The 21,030-nt window shown below is 38.8% G+C and carries 17 protein-coding genes and 2 tRNA genes; 2 read left to right on the forward strand and 17 right to left on the reverse strand.

The annotated features are described in order from the left end of the window. The first annotated feature begins 21 nt into the window (after nucleotides 1–21). On the forward strand, nucleotides 22–570 hold the full coding sequence (locus tag BMY66_RS10845) for a GNAT family N-acetyltransferase (RefSeq protein WP_044939330.1): 549 nt from the start codon (nucleotides 22–24) through the stop codon (nucleotides 568–570). On the opposite strand, the gene BMY66_RS10850 is transcribed toward BMY66_RS10845, so the two are convergent. From BMY66_RS10850 to BMY66_RS10910, 13 genes are all read right to left on the reverse strand, one after another. Next, on the reverse strand, nucleotides 571–1,860 hold the full coding sequence (locus tag BMY66_RS10850) for an alpha-amylase family glycosyl hydrolase (protein WP_090395184.1): 1,290 nt from the start codon (nucleotides 1,858–1,860) through the stop codon (nucleotides 571–573). A gap of 50 nt (nucleotides 1,861–1,910) precedes the next feature. After that, nucleotides 1,911–4,094, reverse strand: coding sequence for a YhgE/Pip domain-containing protein (locus BMY66_RS10855; RefSeq protein WP_090395185.1), 2,184 nt, complete (start codon nucleotides 4,092–4,094; stop codon nucleotides 1,911–1,913). After that, complete coding sequence (locus tag BMY66_RS10860) at nucleotides 4,091–4,519, reverse strand: hypothetical protein (RefSeq protein ID WP_090395186.1); 429 nt, start codon at nucleotides 4,517–4,519, stop codon at nucleotides 4,091–4,093. Before BMY66_RS10860 ends, BMY66_RS10855 begins: the two co-directional genes overlap by 4 nt. 9 nt (nucleotides 4,520–4,528) lie before the next feature. Then, nucleotides 4,529–6,808 (reverse strand): YhgE/Pip domain-containing protein, encoded by a 2,280-nt coding sequence (locus tag BMY66_RS10865; protein WP_090395187.1) that lies wholly within the window; start codon nucleotides 6,806–6,808, stop codon nucleotides 4,529–4,531. Nucleotides 6,809–6,810: 2 nt separating this feature from the next. Further along, nucleotides 6,811–8,436 carry a tetratricopeptide repeat-containing diguanylate cyclase gene (locus BMY66_RS10870; RefSeq protein ID WP_049960443.1) on the reverse strand — a complete coding sequence of 542 codons (1,626 nt, stop codon included), beginning with the start codon at nucleotides 8,434–8,436 and terminating at the stop codon, nucleotides 6,811–6,813. A 33-nt stretch (nucleotides 8,437–8,469) separates the two neighbouring features. Then, entirely contained in the window at nucleotides 8,470–9,324 is an 855-nt protein-coding gene (rsmA, locus tag BMY66_RS10875; RefSeq protein ID WP_044939319.1) for a 16S rRNA (adenine(1518)-N(6)/adenine(1519)-N(6))-dimethyltransferase RsmA, read from the reverse strand. A gap of 2 nt (nucleotides 9,325–9,326) precedes the next feature. Next, complete coding sequence (locus BMY66_RS10880) at nucleotides 9,327–10,112, reverse strand: TatD family hydrolase (protein WP_044939316.1); 786 nt, start codon at nucleotides 10,110–10,112, stop codon at nucleotides 9,327–9,329. Between the two features lies 1 nt (nucleotide 10,113). Then, the gene (gene metG, locus BMY66_RS10885; RefSeq protein ID WP_044939313.1) at nucleotides 10,114–12,087 is read right to left on the reverse strand and encodes a methionine--tRNA ligase; all 1,974 of its coding nucleotides are present in this window, start codon (nucleotides 12,085–12,087) and stop codon (nucleotides 10,114–10,116) included. 9 nt (nucleotides 12,088–12,096) lie between these two features. Next, nucleotides 12,097–12,453, reverse strand: a complete 357-nt coding sequence (locus BMY66_RS10890; protein ID WP_074791019.1) for a zinc ribbon domain-containing protein — start codon at nucleotides 12,451–12,453, stop codon at nucleotides 12,097–12,099. A gap of 73 nt (nucleotides 12,454–12,526) precedes the next feature. Further along, entirely contained in the window at nucleotides 12,527–13,513 is a 987-nt protein-coding gene (locus tag BMY66_RS10895) for a calcium/sodium antiporter (RefSeq protein WP_090395188.1), read from the reverse strand. 13 nt (nucleotides 13,514–13,526) lie between these two features. Then, on the reverse strand, nucleotides 13,527–14,117 hold the full coding sequence (locus BMY66_RS10900; protein ID WP_090395189.1) for a manganese efflux pump MntP: 591 nt from the start codon (nucleotides 14,115–14,117) through the stop codon (nucleotides 13,527–13,529). 210 nt (nucleotides 14,118–14,327) lie between these two features. After that, a complete protein-coding gene (locus tag BMY66_RS10905; RefSeq protein ID WP_090395190.1) occupies nucleotides 14,328–15,992 on the reverse strand; it encodes a glycoside hydrolase family 13 protein in 1,665 nt (554 codons plus the stop codon). Nucleotides 15,993–16,119: 127 nt separating this feature from the next. Further along, nucleotides 16,120–17,127 (reverse strand): LacI family DNA-binding transcriptional regulator, encoded by a 1,008-nt coding sequence (locus BMY66_RS10910; protein WP_090395191.1) that lies wholly within the window; start codon nucleotides 17,125–17,127, stop codon nucleotides 16,120–16,122. 99 nt (nucleotides 17,128–17,226) lie between these two features. On the opposite strand from BMY66_RS10910, the gene BMY66_RS10915 reads away from it, so the two are divergent. After that, nucleotides 17,227–18,888 (forward strand): alpha-glucosidase, encoded by a 1,662-nt coding sequence (locus BMY66_RS10915; RefSeq protein ID WP_090395192.1) that lies wholly within the window; start codon nucleotides 17,227–17,229, stop codon nucleotides 18,886–18,888. On the opposite strand, the gene BMY66_RS10920 is transcribed toward BMY66_RS10915, so the two are convergent. The 4 genes from BMY66_RS10920 to BMY66_RS10935 all read right to left on the reverse strand — a co-directional run bounded on the left by BMY66_RS10920 (nucleotide 18,885) and on the right by BMY66_RS10935 (nucleotide 21,009). Beyond that, entirely contained in the window at nucleotides 18,885–19,451 is a 567-nt protein-coding gene (locus BMY66_RS10920; protein WP_090395193.1) for a phosphatase PAP2 family protein, read from the reverse strand. The two genes, BMY66_RS10915 and BMY66_RS10920, sit on opposite strands and share 4 nt — an antisense overlap. Nucleotides 19,452–19,521: 70 nt before the next feature. Then, entirely contained in the window at nucleotides 19,522–20,742 is a 1,221-nt protein-coding gene (gene tyrS / locus BMY66_RS10925; RefSeq protein WP_090395194.1) for a tyrosine--tRNA ligase, read from the reverse strand. 95 nt (nucleotides 20,743–20,837) lie between these two features. Continuing rightward, nucleotides 20,838–20,908: transfer RNA gene (locus BMY66_RS10930), tRNA-Cys, on the reverse strand. A gap of 13 nt (nucleotides 20,909–20,921) precedes the next feature. Further along, nucleotides 20,922–21,009: transfer RNA gene (locus BMY66_RS10935), tRNA-Ser, on the reverse strand. Nucleotides 21,010–21,030: the final 21 nt, after the last annotated feature.

Below are 21,030 nucleotides of genomic sequence, written 5' to 3' on the forward strand. Positions count from 1 at the left end.
TATTATTCAGGGGAGGATTATATGCAATTCGAAATTAACACTGAACGTCTTACATTAAAAGTACTGGGAAAAGAATCGGCACATCTTGTACTGGATTTTTATTCTAGAAACAGAGATATTTTTGAGAAATATGAGCCTATTATCGGAGATGATTTCTACACTCTCAATCATCAAAAGAAAATTTTGGAATTTGAGCACAACAATATTCTTAAGTTGATTATGGTCCGTTACTGGATTTTTGAGAAAGATAATCCTAACAAAATCATTGGAACAGTAAGCTATAGAAATATAGTTAGACCTATTTACCAAAGCTGTACCATCGGCTATAAAATGGATAGAGATTACATGAATAGAGGTTATTGCAGCGAAGCTATCGCATATACCATTCCTATTATTGCACGTGACCTTGGTATTCATCGCTTTGAAGCCTTAATCTTGCCTGATAACGACCCATCTATACACATGGTTAAAAAGTTGGGCTTCCAATTTGAAGGCGTCCTCCGCGATAAAATCATTATCAACGGACAACGCCTTGACCACTGTCTGTATGCATATCTTGCAAACAACTAACTATTTAAAAATCTTGCTACCATGAGGCTCCAGCACAAAGTCATAGTGCTGACCTCGATAGTCAAAGACCATTTGTTTTTCTTCGGCTGTGTTATTTAAAGCCACTATCATGTACTCATCATTCCAGACTCTTGCAAATACTAATGTTTCATTCTTAACCTGCACTTCCTCGTATACCCCTTGTTTCAGAGGATTTGAATTCTTTCTAATCTCCGCTAAGGTCTTTATATGATCAATTAAATCTGGATTGCTCATTTTACTTGGATCTATTTCTGGTCGAAGTGCATAGTCTCCATCTCCAGAATTTTTATCCCCTTCAATTGCCCACTCACTGCCGTAATAAATAGATGGTATTCCCGGCATAGTGAATAAAAGAGTGTAAACAGGATAGATATTGGCCTTATCTGTCAGCAGATTATATATTCTATTTACATCGTGATTATCCACAAAGTTATATAGGTACTTACCAACATAGAGTCCACCTTGGCCCCACTGGCGCTTCATAGCATAGTTTATCTCGAAATAGTTATGGTCATTGTGGCTTGAGTATATTCCCTTCCAGCACTCATAATTTGTTACTGCATCCAGCATGTTTTCGTTTACATAAATATTGTAATCTCCATGGATTATCTCGCCCATGAGCCAGAAATTCGATGCTTTCTCTTCAGTAAAGTTCTTAAGCCTATTAAAAAAGCCTCTCTCTATGCAGTCTGCTGCATCCAGACGCAAGCCATCTATCTTAAAATCATCTATCCACATCCCGACGGCATTTAAAATATGGTTATCCACATCATTGCACCAATGATTCAACTTTACCAACTCTTCTGCACCGGACCAACATTCATATGACAAACCGTCTCCATGCCAGTTATTTCCCGACAGATTCAAGCCTGCAATCCATTCTTTGTAGGTTGAGTTTTCCCGCTTTTCTAATACATCCTTGAATGCAATGTGGCCCCTACCCACATGATTGAAGACGCCATCCAGGACAACCTTTATATCATTGTCATGACAAGCTTTTACGACCTTTTTAAAATCATCATTTGTACCTAACCTACTATCGATTTTATAGTAATCCCAGGTGTCATACCCATGGGTACCTGATTCCATAATAGGCCCTAGATACAAGGCATTAACACCGATTTCTTTTAGATGAGGTATCCAGTCAATTAGCTGCAATATACGATGGCCTGCGGTTTCTTCGCCTTTATTCTCTCTAGGACAGCCAAATGCTCCCAGTGGATAAATATGATAAAAAACCGAATCTTTAACCCAACTAATATCTCTCATACAAACCTCCTATATGATGCAAAAAAGGGCAGGATTATCCTGCCCTCATCTTAGATCAATATACCTGATTTTTCTTTACTACTCTCAATTTTTTCATTTAATATTTTAAATGGATGATAAAGTGTAACGCCTATAAACACCGCAATTAACCCATAGATGGTGAGTGTTAACATGCAGTTTCTATATGTATTTTCATAGAATCCTGCGATGCACTCTCTAAGCGCATTCATTGAATAGTTAAATGGCATAAACTTGTAAAGCACTTGGAATACCTTTGGAAGTACTTCGATTGGGAATGTACCGCCTGCACCTGCAACCTGTATAACCATTAATACTACTGATAACGCTTCACCTACATTTCCAAATGAATATGTAAATGAATATAACAACAATGAATAAATCAATGATGTCCATGCACATGCCATCCAGAAGTAGAATGGATGCTCACACTGAATTCCTACAAACAGGAACGCTCCTAGCACAGTGATGATTGTCTGTATCTGGCCTATCACAAAGGTTGTGAAATATCTTCCTAAGAAGCACTGCCAGTTCTTTAGGTTGTCCATACCTGTTGTGTCCTTAACAGTTGTCTTTAGAATGGTGGACATGATAAGTGCACCAACCCAAATAGAAAGAACAATGTAAAATGGCGCTGTCATTGAACCATTATTTTCCACTGGATAAATATACTCATCAGAAATATCTACCGGGCTGCTAATAAAATCAGACAGCAAATCTGGATCTGACTGAAGCAATTCCATTATCTTTTGATATGCTTCGTTTTGACCAATGGCTTTGATCTCAGCTATCAATGCCGCTAATTGGCTTTCCATTTCCACAGCTTCATCTCTTGATTTTACTAAAGAATCCTTAGACTGCTCCATAATTACAGCGTAATTATCTAAGTTATCAGCTACCAAATCGATGCTTGTTGCATTGTAATTGATAAGCTTTTCTACTTCTTCAACTGCCTTTGATCCTGCATCGATTGCTTCCTGTCCCACTAAAGAAATTGCACCATAGTAATCACGAATGTTTTTTGTACATGCAAGGACTGCTGCCACATTATTTACTAATGTGTCTTTAGCTGCATTAAAATCCTCTTCGCCCTTTGTAGTGGCTGATTGTATATTTGCCACATCTTCATCTAATCCTGCAATCAAACCGTCTAATACATTGGCATACTCCGTGATTGCTTCTTTTGCTTTTGCTCCCTCTTCTGTATTAGGAGCATTTACATTTAATAATAACTGGTATAAACCTTGTTGGTCGGTTCCCCACATTTCCTGGATTGTGCTAACACTTGATTGTAGCTGTGTATAGTCAATATCAACGTCCAGGCTTAACCCCGCCACTTTTTCATTTAATGTATTTGCATCTGAATCTACAGCGCTTAATTTTTCATTCAGGTTTTCTATTTTTCGATCAGCATTTTTCTTACTTTGCTCAACATCATCTTTTACACCAGCTGCCTTGTTTTGTGAGTCCTCAGCCATTGAACCAGCCAGCTCTGTAATGCTATTTGCGCTGTCTGTGATTGCTTCTCCAGCCTCTGATATGCTTTCTGTTGAATCCATAAGTGCAATGTATGAATCCAAAATGGTAATCATTCCATTTAAGTCTGAATCAAGCTGCTCAAGCTTATTGATACCTGCGCCAGTGATATTTCCTTCTTCATCCAATGTTGCGAAATATTCACCGCCCTTAAGAAGAGATTCTGCCACAGTACTTACAAAAGCATGATCAACCTCTCGCTCAATAGTAGTCTTTACTTTCGCGGTGATCTTTGGTGCAATGGCATTTTTCTTTTCATTTTCGTAGTAAGTGATTACTGGATTTTCAATATCTCCACTTAGGAAGCTTATCATGTTTGAACTAAACTCTTCGTCAATGACAAGAGCAGCGTAATAATCACCTGAGTAAACACCATTTATAGCATCCTGTGGGGTATCTGTAAATACCCAGCCAATAGTAGTATTTTCTTTTAGATTGCTGATTATAATATCTCCGACATTTAATTCAACGCTGCCAATCATGATTCCTTCATCCGCGGATGCAACCGCAACCTGTAGATTTGTAGTGGCACTTTCCCCATAGGGATCCCAATTGGACAATATATTAAACCAGGCATATAGGCATGGAATTACTGTAAGTCCTATGATAACAACCATAGCAACTACATTTGTTGATAATCTTTTTATGTCTGAAACGATAATCTTAATAACGTTTTTCATCTTTTCAGCTTGTCTCCCACTGATTGAATATCAGTTTTAATCTCTTTTCTTAAATCCTTAATATCCTTTACCATTTCGTTTTTAGCATTGTTTATTTCATCAATACTCTGAATAACTTCTTCACCAATAAGGGCTTGTGCCTCTGCCTCTTTTTCCATAATTCCAAGCTCCTTTAATTGCTCCTGAAGCTCAAAATCCATGTATTCCACATATAAAAGATAAAATGCAATACCAAACAATGAAACAATCCAAAGTACTAAGAACACAAGCTTAGAACGGTCAGTGATAAAGCTTATTACCAAAAAGACAAGTGGCAATAAAATATTAACTTTTAACCCTACCTTTATCTTTTTCTGATTACGCTGATGAACCTGCTGCTGCAAATCCATGAACTTCTCATAAACGATTTCTTTTTCTTTTCCCAAAACTGCCTCCTACATCATTTCGGTATCTTCCATTCGCTCTTCCATGTAATGATTAAGCTTTTCAAATGGAATTCTTACCAAAAGACCTATCACAAGTGATATAGCCATAAATATAACGAGTGTACCCAAGTACTTTAAATAGTCGCATTCGTAAGTTCCACATAAGCATTCTCGAATAGAGTTGATTGCGTATGGGAATGGGAAGAATATGTATACCTTTCTAAAGAACTCTGGCAAAAGCTCAATAGGATATGTTCCTGAACTACCTGCAATCTGAATAACTACAAGTACTACTGCAAGTGCCTTACCCGCGTCCCCCCAAGTTGTAACAAGCGAATAGATTAGGATAGTAAAAGTGGTGGCAATTACTGATCCAGCCAATAAGAATAACCAAGGATGTAGGCACTGCACATGCAACAGGAATATGTCTCCTAATACAATAATCACCGCCTGAACTTGTCCAAGTACCCAATATAGGACATATCTGCCGAAATATAATTGTCTCTCAGACGCATTTGGATATTTGTTTTTATCTGGCTTAATTTTAATAATTGCTGTTAATATCAATGCTCCTACCCAGAATGCCAATGTTGAATAGAATGGTGCTACTGCCGAACCATAATTCTCGATAGGGTATACGGCTTCTGTTTTCATTTCTACTGGTGTTGAGAAGAACTTTCCATATACTTCCGGGTCACCAGATAAAGCATTTACTAATACTTGAATTTTATCAGCTGAGCCGGCTTCTTCGATTTCTGCTATTGCATCAATCAATCTTCCATTTACGTATACGATAGCCTCGCTTGTTTTTTGTAAGCTTGTATCTGCGCAATCTACTGTGTTTCCAATTGCATCGAACATTACAACTAAATTGCCAAATGTTTCGCCAACAGTATTAAGTATCGCGCTTGAATTGTTAAGCATTCCTTCAAGTGAAGATAAGCCTGCATCGATCTTTTCTCTAAGTGGTCCAGATATTGTTTTATTTAACTCTTCACCCTTTGTTCTTGCGTCAGTAGCTGCTGACTTAAGGTTCTCTGTACCAACTGATACTAATTCTTCTTCATTAACATTATTTAATGCATCTGTTGCTTCTTTGATTGCTTTGTCAGCTGCTGCAACCTGATTTTGATATTCTGTTGAAGATGGATCAATCGAATTTATAGCAGTCTGGACTGACTGTAACTTTGCTACCATCTCTTTCAAATTCGCTGGTATCATCTGCTCAGGAACACCATTTGTCAATTCTTTATAGGTGGCTAATATTTCATTAACAACATTATTGAATTCTGTTTTTGCCGCACTTAATTCTGTTTCATCAAGTTTAGTTGGCAGATATATGGCTACGTCAGCCATCTCTAAAGTATCAAGCATAGCCCCTTTAAGGCTTCTTGCAACTTCTGTGGCATCATCGCTTATCTTTGCTGTATCAAGGTTTTGATTCATAGAAGCTGCTTTTACTTCTATAAGAGTCATAGCTCTTTCAACAGTTTGTGAGTAAGAATTAATAGTTGTATCACTTTTGTCTGTAATATTCCCAGCTGTCTCAAGAGACTTAGCACTCTGCTCTGCCTGATTCTTGACGTTTGTTGCATCCTGTTCTGCTGCCTCTAAGGAAGCCTTAAGCTGTGCATCGTTTTCTATGATTGTTGTCATAGCATTTTGATATGTAGTTAAATCTGCGCTAAGGCTTTCAAGCTTGTTTACAATCTCGTCTACTCCGCCCTTTTCCTGCAAATCTTCTGACACATCTGACGCACTAGAAAATACCTTGCTTACAACAACTTCTGTGAATGCCACATTAATGTTGTTCTGCAAGGACTGGGCTACTGTATCTGAAATTTTAGTCGCTACGGGATTCTTCTTTTGATTCTCATAGAAATGTAGAACCGGTCTTTTGACGTCGTCTGTAAGAACGTTGTACATGTTATATGTGAAATCTTCATCTACAACAATTGCTGCATAATACTCCCCGCTATAAACTCCATTTACAGCATCCTCCTCTGAATCGACAAACTGCCAATCCACAGAGGTATTTTCATGAAGGTTTTCAATTATGGTATCACCTTGATTGTGATACTCACCTTCTTCATCTGTGTATCCTTTGTCCAAAGATATAGCTGCGAACTTTAGCGCTCCTGTGTTGCCATATGGGTCCCAGTTAGAATAGATGTTGAACCATGCATACAGGGCTGGCAAGAAACAAATTCCTACCACAATAACAAGAGCGAAAAAATTCTTCACTAGACTGATAACATCATCAAAAAAAATCTTTTTAATGGTTTTCATTTTTATTCATCCTCTAGTTCTACTAAGTCTGTCGCATCGCAGATTTTAATTGCATTTCTGCTTTGCTGCTTAACCTCGTATAGCATTTTGTCTGCTCCCTGAAGATAACCAAACATGCTAGCATCTCTTTCTGGTATTCCATAACAGATACCCTGAGAAATGGTTACAATGTTGTCTGTAAGAGAAAACTTATGCTCCCACTTTTGCTGGTATATTCGATCTCTTAATTCATTTGCTTTGGCCTCCACCATTTCTTTGGTAAGACCTTCATAGATAACTACGAACTCATCTCCACCATATCTTGCTGTGAAAATGCCATCCTCTTTTGCCATCTCTATTAAAGTGCTGGCAATGAACTTGATACAATTATCACCTTCCTGGTGACCATAGTTATCGTTGTACTGCTTAAAGAAATCTATATCAAGGATTTCAACTGCTATACTAGATCTATTAATAAGGGCCTTTTCAAAGGCTTCCTCACTATACTCATTAAGCTTCAGTCTATTATACATTCCTGTTAATGGGTCTGTCTCTGAACGTTTCTGCAAGAATGTATTCTTCTCTTCGACTTTTTTATTGATTTGTGTAAGCTCCATATACGAATTACGCATAACGATCATATTGCTGACCATCAAGCGATTTTCACGTTCCATAAATTCTGATAGCTCGAAATACAAAACTGAAGCGATTTTATATTCTTCGATTTGTCCTACTCTTCTGTAGTAACGAATCTTAAGGGTAAGAAGCTTTCTTTCTAAGTTTTTGATAGAAGTGTGCTTTGTTAAATCATCAAGAACTGTGTAAGCTTTAAAGAAATCATCGTATTTTTCAATTTTAAGAAGCATGTGAAGATAATCATAGAAATCATCAAACACATCTAAAATAGGCATGCTTGTGCTGGCATGCTTATTAACCATTTCAATCCAATAGTCTCTTGCTTCATCCTCGCCTATTGCCTGATGAACTCGTGCAAAATAGCAATAGATGACTATTCTGTCCATCTCCATCAAATATGGAAGACAATCTGTTCTAAGCTTCTTCTCGATTTCAAGACATCTGTCCTCTCTATCAAGATTTAAGTAAGCTCGTCCCATGCCAAGTAGGATGGCTGTATAACTTTCAGTAAAACCATCCAAGCTCTTGTGATCAAGAATATATCTATATGCAATTTCAGTATGAGAAATGGATTTCTGGTATTCCTCGATGTTAAGGTACAATGAACCAAGATTCATGTGGATCATCCACTCTATATCTGGAAGTGAATAATCCTCACAAATACTGATTGCTTTAATGAAATAATCCAGGGCAAATGGAGCATTTCCGCGATTTAGAGAAACAATGCCTAGCATATTGTTTGCCATGGCAACATATCCCCACTCCTTTACGTGCTCCATAGGTCCCATGCAAGAAAGCATTTGAGAATAGAAATTTGATGCGTCATTTAAAAGATAATAGGTTTCGCCCTTTGAAAAATAAGCATACCCAATAAGGGCATCGTCCTTCATGCCCTTACCGTAAGCTAAAAGCTTATCGCAAGCTGATAAAACTGTACCTGAGTCCTTGCCCCTATTTTTTTGTATTTCACCTATGAGAAGCTGAACTTCTCTGCTGTAGCTACGGACATCCATTAATTAAGCTCTCCCTACTAGTCTGTTAATCTCCTAAGCCTGCTTTAATACATTTGTTAATTTGGCAAAATCTTCAAGTGATAACGCCTCTCCTCGTACAGTTGGTACAAAACCACACTGCTCTATAGCATCAGCAATTTGCTCCTTTGAAAAATGAAGCCCATTGCTAAGACCGTTCAATAAAGTTTTTCTACGCTGATTAAATGAAGCTCTAATAATCTGGAATAAAAGCTTCTCGTCACATTCAACTGGCGGATTGTTGTGACATCTCAGCGATATTACTGTGCTTGATACCTTTGGCTGGGGCATAAAGCAACTTGGCGGAACCTCACATATTATCTCTGGATTTGAATAATACTGAACCGCTAAAGACAAAGCTCCGTATTCCTTGGAACCTGGTCCAGTTTTCATTCGGTCGGCCACTTCTTTTTGAATCATGATTGTAATTGACTCAAGTGGTACATGACTTTCAAATAACCCCATGATAATTGGAGTTGTAATGTAGTATGGCAGATTTGCCACTACTTTTATCGGCTTTCCACCGTTTTTCTCAAGGGCCAATTTGTTAATATCAACCTTTAAAATATCCTGATTGATAACTGTCCAATTCTTGTATGTAGATAGTGTATCATCCAAAATTGGGATAAGTGTTTTATCGATTTCCACTGCCACAACTTCCCTTGCTTCCTCGCAAAGACGTTGTGTCATTGTTCCTATACCAGGGCCGATTTCTAGAACAAAATCGTCCTTTGTAATGCCTGCTGCATCAATGATATTATCAAGGACATTGCCATCAATAAGAAAGTTCTGTCCATATTTCTTTTGAAATGAGAATCCATGAGCTTCCAAAACAGCTCTCGTATATGTTGGATTACTTAAATATGCCATATTTATTTCCTTTTGCTTTTAGTATACACCCTTAAGGCGTTTTCATAGGTAATATCTTCCACTTCTTTTACAGAAAGGCCCTTTAGCTCTGCAACCTTTTCAGCCACATGACTTAGATAGATTGAGCTGTTACGCTCGCCTCTATGTGGGACAGGCGCCATATATGGGCAATCTGTCTCAAGAACAATGTTTTCGATTGGAACAGCCTCTACTGTCTCAACTAGCTTTCTGCCGTTCTTGAAAGTGACTACTCCTCCAACACCAATATACCATCCCATTTTCACATATTCCATGGCTATTTCCTTGGAATATGAATAACAATGGACAATACCTTTTAATCCTTGTGTATTATACCTAATAATTGTGTTTAAAGTGTCTTCTGCCGCATCTCTAGAGTGAATAATTACCGGTAAATTCAACTCTAAAGCCAAATCCATCTGTCTGTCGAACCAAAGACGCTGTTTTGCTCTTTGTTCCGGCTCCTTCACCCAGTAATAATCAAGGCCGATTTCACCTATTGCAACAACCTTTGGATTTGATGAATTTTCCTTGAGCCAATTGATGACATCTTCGTTTATTTCATCTATTTCCTCTGGATGTATTCCTATGGCTGCGTATACATTATCGTATTCCTCAGCCAGTTTTATACTGTCCTTACATCCTCTAAAGGTTGCACCTACATTTACAATATTACCGATATTGTTTTCTCTCAATAAATGAGAAAGAAGTTCGACTCTATCCTCGTCGAACTTCTCATCATCATAATGAGCATGTGTCTCAAAAATCATATTAACAAATCTCCGCGCCTGATGGCATAGACTTCTCTGGTGTCATGAGTGAAAGGTTGCCTTCAGCATCCTCTGCGCAAAGTAACATTCCTTCTGAAAGAACACCTGCAAGCTTTGCTGGCTTAAGGTTTACAAGAACCATAACCTTCTTTCCAACCATCTCCTCTGGAGAGTAGTGCTTGCTGATACCAGAAACAATCTGCTTTGTCTGTGAACCAATCTTTACCTGTGAGCAAAGGAGCTTCTTTGAACCCTTAACTGCTTCACAAGAAACAATCTTACCAACCTGGAACTGAAGCTTCATGAAATCATCAAATGTGATTTCAGGCTTTGCTTCGATATCGATGCCTTCCTCATCATCAGCATCTGCTTCCTCTGGCTGTGCTGGATGAAGCTCTGCTACCTTTGCCATAACCTCATCAAGATCAAGACGTGCGAAGAGAATCTCTGGAGCATCTGTTACCTTGTCACCGTTTACATAGTGACCGAAAGTAGAAAGCTCATCGTAAGGAATTTCCTTAGCACCAATCTGAGCTAATACCTTTTCTGATGTCTCAGGCATGAAAGCCTTAAGAAGAGTAGCACCAATTGAGATACCCTCAACCAAGTTGTAGAGAACAGTAGCAAGTCTATCCTGCTTTGTCTCATCCTTTGCAAGTGCCCAAGGCATTGTCTCGTCGATATATTTGTTACATCTCTTGAAGAGATTGAATACTTCTGTAATAGCATCTGCAACACGAAGTTCAGCCATCTTTGACTCAACTGCTGCAACTGTGCCTGTAACTACAGCCTTAAGATCTGCATCAACATCCTCTGTAACACCCTTATCCTCAACAACTCCACCGAAGTACTTGTTGCTCATTGAGATTGTACGGTTTACAAGGTTTCCAAGTGTGTTTGCAAGGTCTGAATTTACACGCTCTACCATGAGTGGCCATGAAATAGCACCATCATTCTCGAATGGCATCTCATGAAGCACGAAATATCTAACTGCATCTACACCGAAGAAATCAACTAATTCATCTGCATAGATAACATTTCCCTTTGACTTAGACATTTTGTCATCGCCACCATCAGCTGACTTTGTAAGAAGCCATGGATGTCCAAATACCTGCTTTGGAAGTGGAAGATCAAGTGCCATAAGGAAAATAGGCCAATAAATTGTATGGAAACGGATGATATCCTTTCCGATGAGGTGAAGGTCAGCTGGCCATAAAGCCTTGAACTGATCAGATGACTCACCATCACACTCATAACCAATACCAGTGATATAGTTTGTAAGAGCATCAAGCCATACGTATACAACGTGCTTTGGATCAAAATCTACTGGGATTCCCCATGTAAATGATGTACGGCTAACGCAAAGATCCTGTAATCCTGGAAGAAGGAAGTTGTTCATCATCTCGTTCTTACGAGAAACTGGCTGAATAAACTCAGGATGTGTATTGATATAATCAATAAGCTTGTCAGCGTATTTGCTCATCTTGAAGAAGTAAGCTTCTTCCTTTGCTGGCTGAACCTCACGCCCGCAGTCAGGACACTTGCCATCAACAAGCTGTGACTCTGTCCAGAAAGACTCACATGGTGTACAGTAAAGTCCTTCGTATGAGCTCTTGTAAATATCGCCCTTATCATAGAGCTTCTTGAAAATCTTCTTAACCTGCTTCTCATGATCCTCATCTGTTGTACGGATGAACTTGTCATAAGATGTGTTCATTAAATCCCAAATATTTCTAACCTGACCTGAAACATTGTCAACAAACTCCTTTGGAGTGATGCCTGCTTCAGCGGCCTTTAATTCGATTTTCTGACCGTGCTCATCTGTTCCTGTCTGGAAGAAAACATCGTATCCTTCCTGGCGACGGAAACGAGCGATTGAATCTGCAAGCACGATTTCGTATGTGTTTCCAATATGTGGCTTACCTGATGTGTAAGCAATTGCTGTGGTGATGTAATAATTGCCTTTGTTACCCATTCTTAACTCCTACTCTTCAAAAATATCCTCTATTTTTTCTCCACATGCACTACAGTACATGGAGCCATTTTTGACTAATGCGCCACACTTAGGGCAGGCTACACCGCCTTTAAGTGCCATGATATCATCTGATATCTCTTTGATTCGAAGAGTCACAGCGGTGATTCGTTTGATATCTTCGCTGTCCTCATCTTTGTGCTCTTGATAGTATTTCTTGCCAAGCTTTTCATAGAGCTTGATAAGTTCGCCTTCTTTGACCTTTTTGTCATACTGCAATTTGGTCATATCTGTAGCGTTTTGAGCTTTTTTTCCAAGGTCTTGGGTGGTACTTCTAATGCTATCTGAAAGATTGTCTAAAAGACCCATAAAATTACCTCCTTATTCAACCCTTTAAACTTTATGATTTTACCATAACACCGTTCTTTTTACCACATTTAATCTATGCTACACCGCCATCTCTTACGATGATATAAGCAAGATATGCCACATAAAGTAGCAACATGATGATTCCATTAGCTCTATTAAGATTCTTTTTCTTTAAACACATGAGCCACACAACAGCTGAAAAAGCTACAAGAATCAATGTATCAATAGCGTTTACTGTAAGGTAAGTCATAGGTGAAATAGCACCTGCTGTACCTAAAATCAAAAGAATATTGAATACATTTGAACCAACAACATTTCCGATTGCCATATCAAGCTCGTTTTTCTTAGCTGCAACAATTGATGTAACAAGCTCTGGAAGTGATGTTCCAAGGGCAACAATTGTAAGACCAACAAGAGTTTCTGACATACCAAACTTAAGAGCAAGTGTTGTACATGAATCAACTACCCAATCACCGCCAAACTTTATTGCCACTGCACCACCAACGATATAGATAATGCAAAGCCATGTTGGAATATCTACAATTTCTTTTTCTACATCTTCTTCAGCAAGCTCTGCTTCATGTGCTCTGTGATTTTTTGCGGTCATTAGCATTGAACCAAGGAAAATAGCAAAAGCTACAAGAAGAATTGCTCCATCTAAATGTCCTACTGAGCTTCCGATTAATCCCATAACCATAAGAGCAATTGCACATGCTACTGAAAAAGGAAAATCCTTTTTAATAGTGTCATCAGCTACTTCAAGGGCTGAAAACAACGCGCAGCTTCCTAAAACTACCATCAAATTAAAGATGTTTGAGCCAATTACGTTTCCAATTGCAAGCTGATTACTGTTTGCTAAGGAAGCTGTAACAGAAACTGAAAGCTCTGGAAGCGATGTTCCCATTGCAACGATTGTCATACCAATTACAAGTGCTGGAACATGAAGCTTCTTTGCTACTGCAGATGCACCTTCAACGAAGAAATCTGCCCCCTTAATCAAAAATACAAATCCTACCACCAAGAGAATCAAAGCTCCTGGTATTGTGCTAAAAAATGTCATTTATTCTCCTCCTTTAAAACCCAAATGATATTCCAAATAAATGCTCAAGCAAGATTTTAACGCCCAGGAAAATCAGGATAAATCCGCCTAATAACTGAGCCTTCGCCTTGAACTTATTACCAAAAATATTTCCCACATAAACACCACCTGCTGAAATAGCAAATGTTGTTAAACCAATAATTAAGATTGCACGAAGTATGTTAAATCCTTCGTAGAATGAGAAAGTAACACCACAGGCTAATGCATCAATACTTGTGGCAATTGCAAGAAGTGTAAGCTCCTTGTAATCAAGTGGTGGATCCATGATTTCCACCTTATCCTCATCCTTCCATTCTTTGATTGCCTCAATAGCCATTTTGCCACCTATATACAACAGAAGTATGAAGGCTATCCAATGGTCATAGGCTGAAATCATATCAGCAAATGCACTTCCCAAAATGAAACCAATCAGTGGCATCAACGCCTGAAAACCACCGAAGAATAGTGCTATCATAAACATTTGCTTTTTGTTTACCTGCTTCATTGCCAGTCCTTTGCAGATTGCAACAGCAAATGCATCCATTGATAGACCTACTCCGAATAAAAATATGTCTACTACACTCATATTAAACTCCTTTTTTGTGAGGGCTAATATAACAAAAAAGACCCACGTGTAACCAAATCTATGGCTACACGTGAGTCTCACTATTTAATGTTTGCCAGGGTAAATCCCGAGTCTGTTGACAAACAACGCATTCGTTTAATAGCGCTAGCTACTCCCTCACGAGATGTATACAATATACTAAACATTCTCGCATGATGTCAACACCAGGATTTAGATTTCCCAAACACCTGCAAACCATGCTGGGACTCTCATCTCTTTTTCCAAATCCACATTATCGTAATTACGGATTAAGCATGCCTTTTCTTCCACCTCAAAATCCAGCTTGTATTGCACCTCATTGGCACTTACATTACATACAACAAGAATTTTTCTGTCCCCCAATTGTCTTGTGTATGCAAATATATTTTCATCTTCCTTGTCTAAAAGCTGGTATGTTCCATATACGATAATGTCTGACCACTCGCTGTTTCTCCTTAGCTGGATAAGCTTTTGATAGTAATAAAAAACTGAGTTCTTATCTTCCAGTTCAGCCTTAGCATTTATTGTCTTGTAATTTGGATTTACCCCTATCCAAGGCTTTCCTGATGTAAATCCAGCTTCGCTGCTGTCATCCCACTGCATTGGAGTTCTGGCATTGTCTCGGCCCTTAGCTCTGATTCCTGCCAGTAAATCCTCCTCTGACATTCGGCCTCCGCCAACCAATTCCTTGTGAGCATTTAGTATTTCAATGTCTCTACATTCATCAATTGATTTGAAAGGATAATTTGTCATTCCCAGTTCTTCGCCCTGGTAAATATAAGGTGTCCCCTTCATCATATGAAGAACTGTGGCGATGCATTTTGCTGATAGTGGTGAGTCATCTCCAAGTCTTGATACAATTCTTGGCTGATCGTGATTGTCCCAATACAACGAATTCCATGCCTGGCCCTCGAGCTCATTCTGCCATTTACTTAAGTTTGCCTTAAGATCTGGCAAGTAGAATCTTTTGGTTGTCCATTTTCCTCGTTCGTCGTAATCTAGTCCTGTGTGCTCAAATTGGAAAACCATATTCAGCTCAGAATCATGTAAATTTGCATATTTCTTTGCTTCCTCTATTGTCACGCCTGCGCACTCACCAACTGTAATCAAGTCGTATTTTGAAAGCACACGTTTACGCATCTCTTTTAGATATTCGTGAACTCTTGGGCCGTTTGTTGTATTAGATAAGTCCCCATATAAAGCCCCATCGCCTTTGTTTCCATCAGGCAATCCTGGTACTTTTGAAATCATGGAAATAACATCCATTCTGAATCCATCAATGCCCTTTTCACACCACCAGGTCATCATGTTGAAAACTTCATCTCTTACTTTTTCGTTGTCCCAGTTCAAATCAGGCTGCTTTTTTGAAAAGCAATGTAGATAATACATACCAGTCTTTTCATCATATTCCCATGCCGACCCAGAAAAGCATGACCCCCAGTTGTTTGGCTCTTTGCCATCCTTTGGCTCTCGCCAGATGTAATAATCTCTCTTAGGATTATCCTTTGAAGATCTGCTTTCGATAAACCATTTATGCTCATCCGATGTATGATTAACTACCAAATCCATTACAATTTTGATTCCATGCTCGTGAGCCTCTTTTAATAGGGCGTCGAAATCGTCCATTGTTCCAAAATCATCCATTATGTCCTGATAATCTGAGATGTCATATCCATTGTCATCATTAGGAGATTTATATATTGGACTTAGCCAAATTACGTTTATTCCAAGCTTTTGTAAGTAATCTAATTTACTTCGTATACCATTTAAATCACCAATGCCATCACCATTTGAATCACAAAAAGATCTTGGATAAATCTGGTATATGACACTTTCTTTCCACCATGCCTTTTCCATTCTGTCCTCCTTTAGTTATACGAATAACCTTGTAACTAAAAATTAACCCAAGACTAATCTTGGGTCAAAGGTTATGCACATAACTATTACTATGTGACATATTTAGTTTTTTATTTTTATTAATATTTTACAACTGCCTACATGACTCCCTAATAACCAGCTCTACAGGCAATTTTATGTTATGTTCCACTGGCTTATTCTTAATCATTTTCATCATGCTTTCCACTGCGGATTCTGCTTTTTGCTGCACGTTTTGGCGTATTGTAGTAAGCTCCGGTGTAGATAATTTTGAGAATAATATATCATCGAATCCCGTTACTGATATGTCCTCAGGCACTTTTTTCCCATGCTCGTTTAAATACTTTATTACTCTTAATGCATAAAAATCTGAAATGCAAAATACAGCTGATTTTTCTATTAAGGCTGGATAGATTCTGTCCAAACCTTCCTGCAGTTCTTCCCTTTTCATATCGATAATAAAGTGAGAGCTTTCATCGATTTCAATACCATTATCGATAAAGCTTTGGCGGAATCCACGCCATCTATGTCTTGTTTCTTCCTCATCATTGTCATCAAGCATTGCTACATTTGTATGGCCTATTGATGCCAAATAACTGCCGATTTTGTAGCCACCATCGTAATCGTCTATAAACACCTGCACCAGTTTATCGTATTCATAAACAAAGGCGGCATCTATGGTAACAATTGGTTTCACAAACTCCTGGCTGATTGCAATCATGGCTTCCTTGGTGTAGTTACTTAGAATCAGTCCATCCAAATTCCATCTTAAGGCATCCTTAACAACTCGTTCTGGAGACTGATCCAAAATTATTAAGATATATTTGTCTCTCTTTCTAAATTCCTTTTCAAGATAGGAGAAGAGGATACTAAAATATGGATCCCCCATAATATCCTTTTTATCGCTGGAATCCATTACCGCTACGCCAATTAAGCCTGAGCATCTGCTAACCAGATTGATGGCAGATTGATTTGTAATATATCCACTTTCTGCAATTTCTGCTTCAATTCTTTCTCTTACTTCCTTTGAGACCTTTTCATACTTGCCATGAAGTACATACGATACAGTTGCTGTACTTACCCCGCATGTTTTTGCAATGTCTTTGATTCTTACCATAGCATCTCCTCCTTGTTTTTAGTTATACGCATAACCTATTTACCTGTCAATATTTTTATGTTAGCGTTTACTTAGATTAATCTAAGGAGTGGCTTTTACATGGAAAAAAAATGGTGGCACAACAAGGTAGCTTATCAAATCTACCCAAAGAGTTTTTATGATACCAATGGGGATGGTATTGGAGATATTAACGGAGTTATTGAAAAACTAGATTATTTGCGGGATCTTGGAATTGATATTATTTGGCTTTCACCTATTTACTGTTCACCTTTAGCTGACCAGGGATATGATATTTCAGATTATTACGATATCGACCCACGCTTTGGCACTATTGCTGATTTGGACCGTCTAATTGAAGAAGGGAAGAAGAGGGGTATAGGGATTGTAATGGACTTGGTGGTAAACCATTGCTCTGATGAACATGAATGGTTTAAAAAAGCATGCGAAGACCCTGACGGAGAATACGGCAAATTCTTTTACATTGAAGATTACAAGGATGGTGATCCTTTGCCTTGCAATTGGAGAAGCTATTTTGGTGGAAGTGTATGGAAAAAATTGCCAGGACATGACGACAAAATCTATCTTCATGTATTCCACAAGAAACAGCCAGATTTGAACTGGGAAAATCCTAAGCTTCGCAAGGAAGTTTACAAAATGATTAACTGGTGGCTAGATAAGGGTATTGCTGGATTTAGAATCGACGCCATCATCAACATTAAAAAGAAACTTCCATTTTCAGATTATCCTGTAGATGGTGATGACGGACTTTCTACAATCGACAATATGCTAAAAGAAGCAACTGGGGTAGGAGAATTCCTTAATGAATTAGCTGATGAGACATTCAGAAAGCATGATGCCTTTACCGTAGGTGAAGTATTTAATGAAAAGGATGATGAATTGCCTTTATTCATCGGGTCACATGGATACTTTTCTACCATGTTTGATTTTTCTGCTGAATCTACCAAAGAAGATATTTCGCCAGAGAATTATAAAAAGGCAGTCTTTAAGGCCCATGAGAGAGTTGATGGCATAGGTTTTCTCTCTAACATCATCGAAAACCATGACGAACCTAGAGGAGTTTCAAGGTTCATACCAAACGAAGATTTAGATGACACCAGCAAAAAGATGCTGGCAGGTATATATTTCCTTCTTCCTGGACTTCCATTTATTTACCAGGGGCAGGAGATAGGTATGGAAAACCTAGATAAAGTTAATGACATTAATGATTTGGATGACTGTGCAAATGCCAACATCTACGAAACAGCATTACATGAAGGCAAAACACATGCTGAGGCCCTTGCACATCTTATAAATGTGACAAGAGATAATGCCCGCACCCCTTTCCAGTGGGATGACTCTGAGAATGCAGGATTCACTGATGGTAGTCCATGGCTTATGGTTAATCCAAAATACAAAAACATCAACCTTGCGGCGCAGATTAATGATTCGGATTCTGTATTTAATTTTTATAAGGAGCTCATTTCACTTAGAAAGAATCCTGAATATGAATCAACTTTAGTATATGGCGAATTTGCTCCATACAAACCAGAGCAGAAAAACCTTCTTGCCTACAGTAGGGTAGGAGAGAAGAGTGTAATGGTTATTGCTAATTATCAGAAGGATGCCCAGACACTTAGTCTTCCTTCCAAAATAAAAAAGGTTTTGCTTTCCAATACAAGCAAAACCTTAGACAATTCTTCATCTAACAGCACAGAAATTGTGCTCTCTCCTTATGAATTGTTAGTTGTTGAAATGGTTTAGACACGGGCATCATCTAGACCATTTCTATTGAATTTTTTATAAATGAAATTCACAATGAAAAAGCTTGTGATTCCACCACAGATTCCTATCAAGGAACCTGCTAGCACATCTGTAGGCCAGTGTACAAACACATACAAACGGCTTATGGCGATTAAAGCTGCTAGTACAAGTGCTGGAATTCCAAGCTTTTTATTTCTTGTAAATATAGCAGTTGCCACAGCAAAGCTGGCATTTGAATGACCTGATGGAAATGAAAAATCCTTTGGAATACTTACAAGCATCTGCACATCTGGCTCAAGCCAACATGGTCGACATCTCATAATACTTGGCTTTAATATCACATTGCAAATAATAACTGTCATGATAAGTGATATTGCCGCCTGCACCCCCATCTTTCTATTAAATGGCAAAATCAAGAGTAGGAGAGTAACAACTATCCAAAACCATCCGCCATTTCCTAAGGAAGTAATCTTTGGAACTATCCAGTCTAAAAATCCATTGTGTATACTCTGAAACCAGTGGAGTAAATCAAGCTCCCATTGAAAATAAAAAACGTTACCCATTATTTATATTCTCCTTTATACAAAAAAGTGCCAAGGTATCTTGGCACTTTTATTATATCATTTTTAGATTTTATGCTTCAATCTTGCAGAACGATTTCTTGCCCTTCTTAAGAAGGAATTCCTCTGCAAATGCATCCTTTTCATATGATGTAAATGGATCAGCAACCTTATCTCCGTTAACTGAAACACCACCCTGCTGAACAGCACGGCGAGCCTCTGCACGGCTAGCTGTAAGACCAGCAGAAACAAGGATTTGAAGGATATCTACCTTGCCGTCCTTGAAGTCCTCATCTGAAAGCTTGTGGCATGGTACGTTTTCTGAGTTTGCTCCACCTGCGAAAAGTGCCTTAGAAGCCTCGCGAGCCTTGTCAGCCTCCTCTGTACCGTGAACCATCTGTGTAAGCTCATAAGCAAGGATATCCTTTGCTTCATTAAGCTGTGCACCTTCCCAGCTATCCATCTTTTCAATCTCCTCGATTGGAATGAATGTAAGCATACGGATGCACTTAAGAACATCTGCATCACCAACATTTCTCCAGTACTGGTAGAACTCGAATGGTGAAGTCTTATTAGGATCAAGCCATACTGCGTTACCAGCTGTCTTACCCATTTTCTTACCCTGTGAATCAGTGAGAAGAGTAATAGTCATGGCGTGAGCATCCTTACCAAGCTTACGTCTGATAAGCTCTGTACCACCAAGCATGTTTGACCACTGATCGTCACCACCGAACTCAAGGTTACAATCATAGTGCTGGAACATGTGATAGAAGTCGTATGACTGCATAATCATGTAGTTGAACTCAAGGAATGAAAGTCCCTTTTCCATACGCTGCTTGTAGCACTCTGCACGAAGCATGTTGTTAACTGAGAAACATGCACCTACTTCTCTAAGAAGCTCAACATAGTTGAGGTCAAGTAACCAATCAGCGTTGTTAAGCATAAGAGCTTTGCCATCAGAGAAATCGATGAAACGCTCCATCTGACGCTTGAAGCACTCAGCGTTGTGATCGATGTCCTCACGTGTAAGCATCTTTCTCATATCTGTACGACCTGAAGGATCACCAATCATAGTAGTACCGCCACCGATAAGGGCGATTGGCTTGTTGCCAGCCATCTGTAATCTCTTCATAAGTGTGAGAGCCATAAAGTGACCGGCTGTAAGGCTATCTGCAGTACAATCAAAACCGATATAGAAAGTTGCCTTGCCCTCATTTATTAATTTTTTAATTTCTTCTTCGTTTGTTACCTGAGCAATCAGGCCACGAGCAACTAACTCGTCATAAATTGTCATTGCAAAATTCTCCTTTCTCACATTTTTGAATAGTTAGTTTTGTATAAACAAAAATCCCTCGCCCCCATTACTTAGGGTCGAGGGATTTAAATTAGAGGTGCCAACCAGATTTGAACTGGTGATAGAGGTGTTGCAGACCTTTGCCTTACCACTTGGCTATGGCACCTTATTAAGTAAAACGGAGAAGGAGGGATTTGAACCCTCGCGCCGGTTGCCCGACCTACACCCTTAGCAGGGGCGCCTCTTCGGCCTCTTGAGTACTTCTCCAAAGTTGTAGGTAAATTACTT

It is taken from the genome of Pseudobutyrivibrio sp. C4 (genome assembly GCF_900111635.1).
Taxonomy (GTDB): Bacteria; Bacillota; Clostridia; order Lachnospirales; family Lachnospiraceae; genus Pseudobutyrivibrio; species Pseudobutyrivibrio ruminis.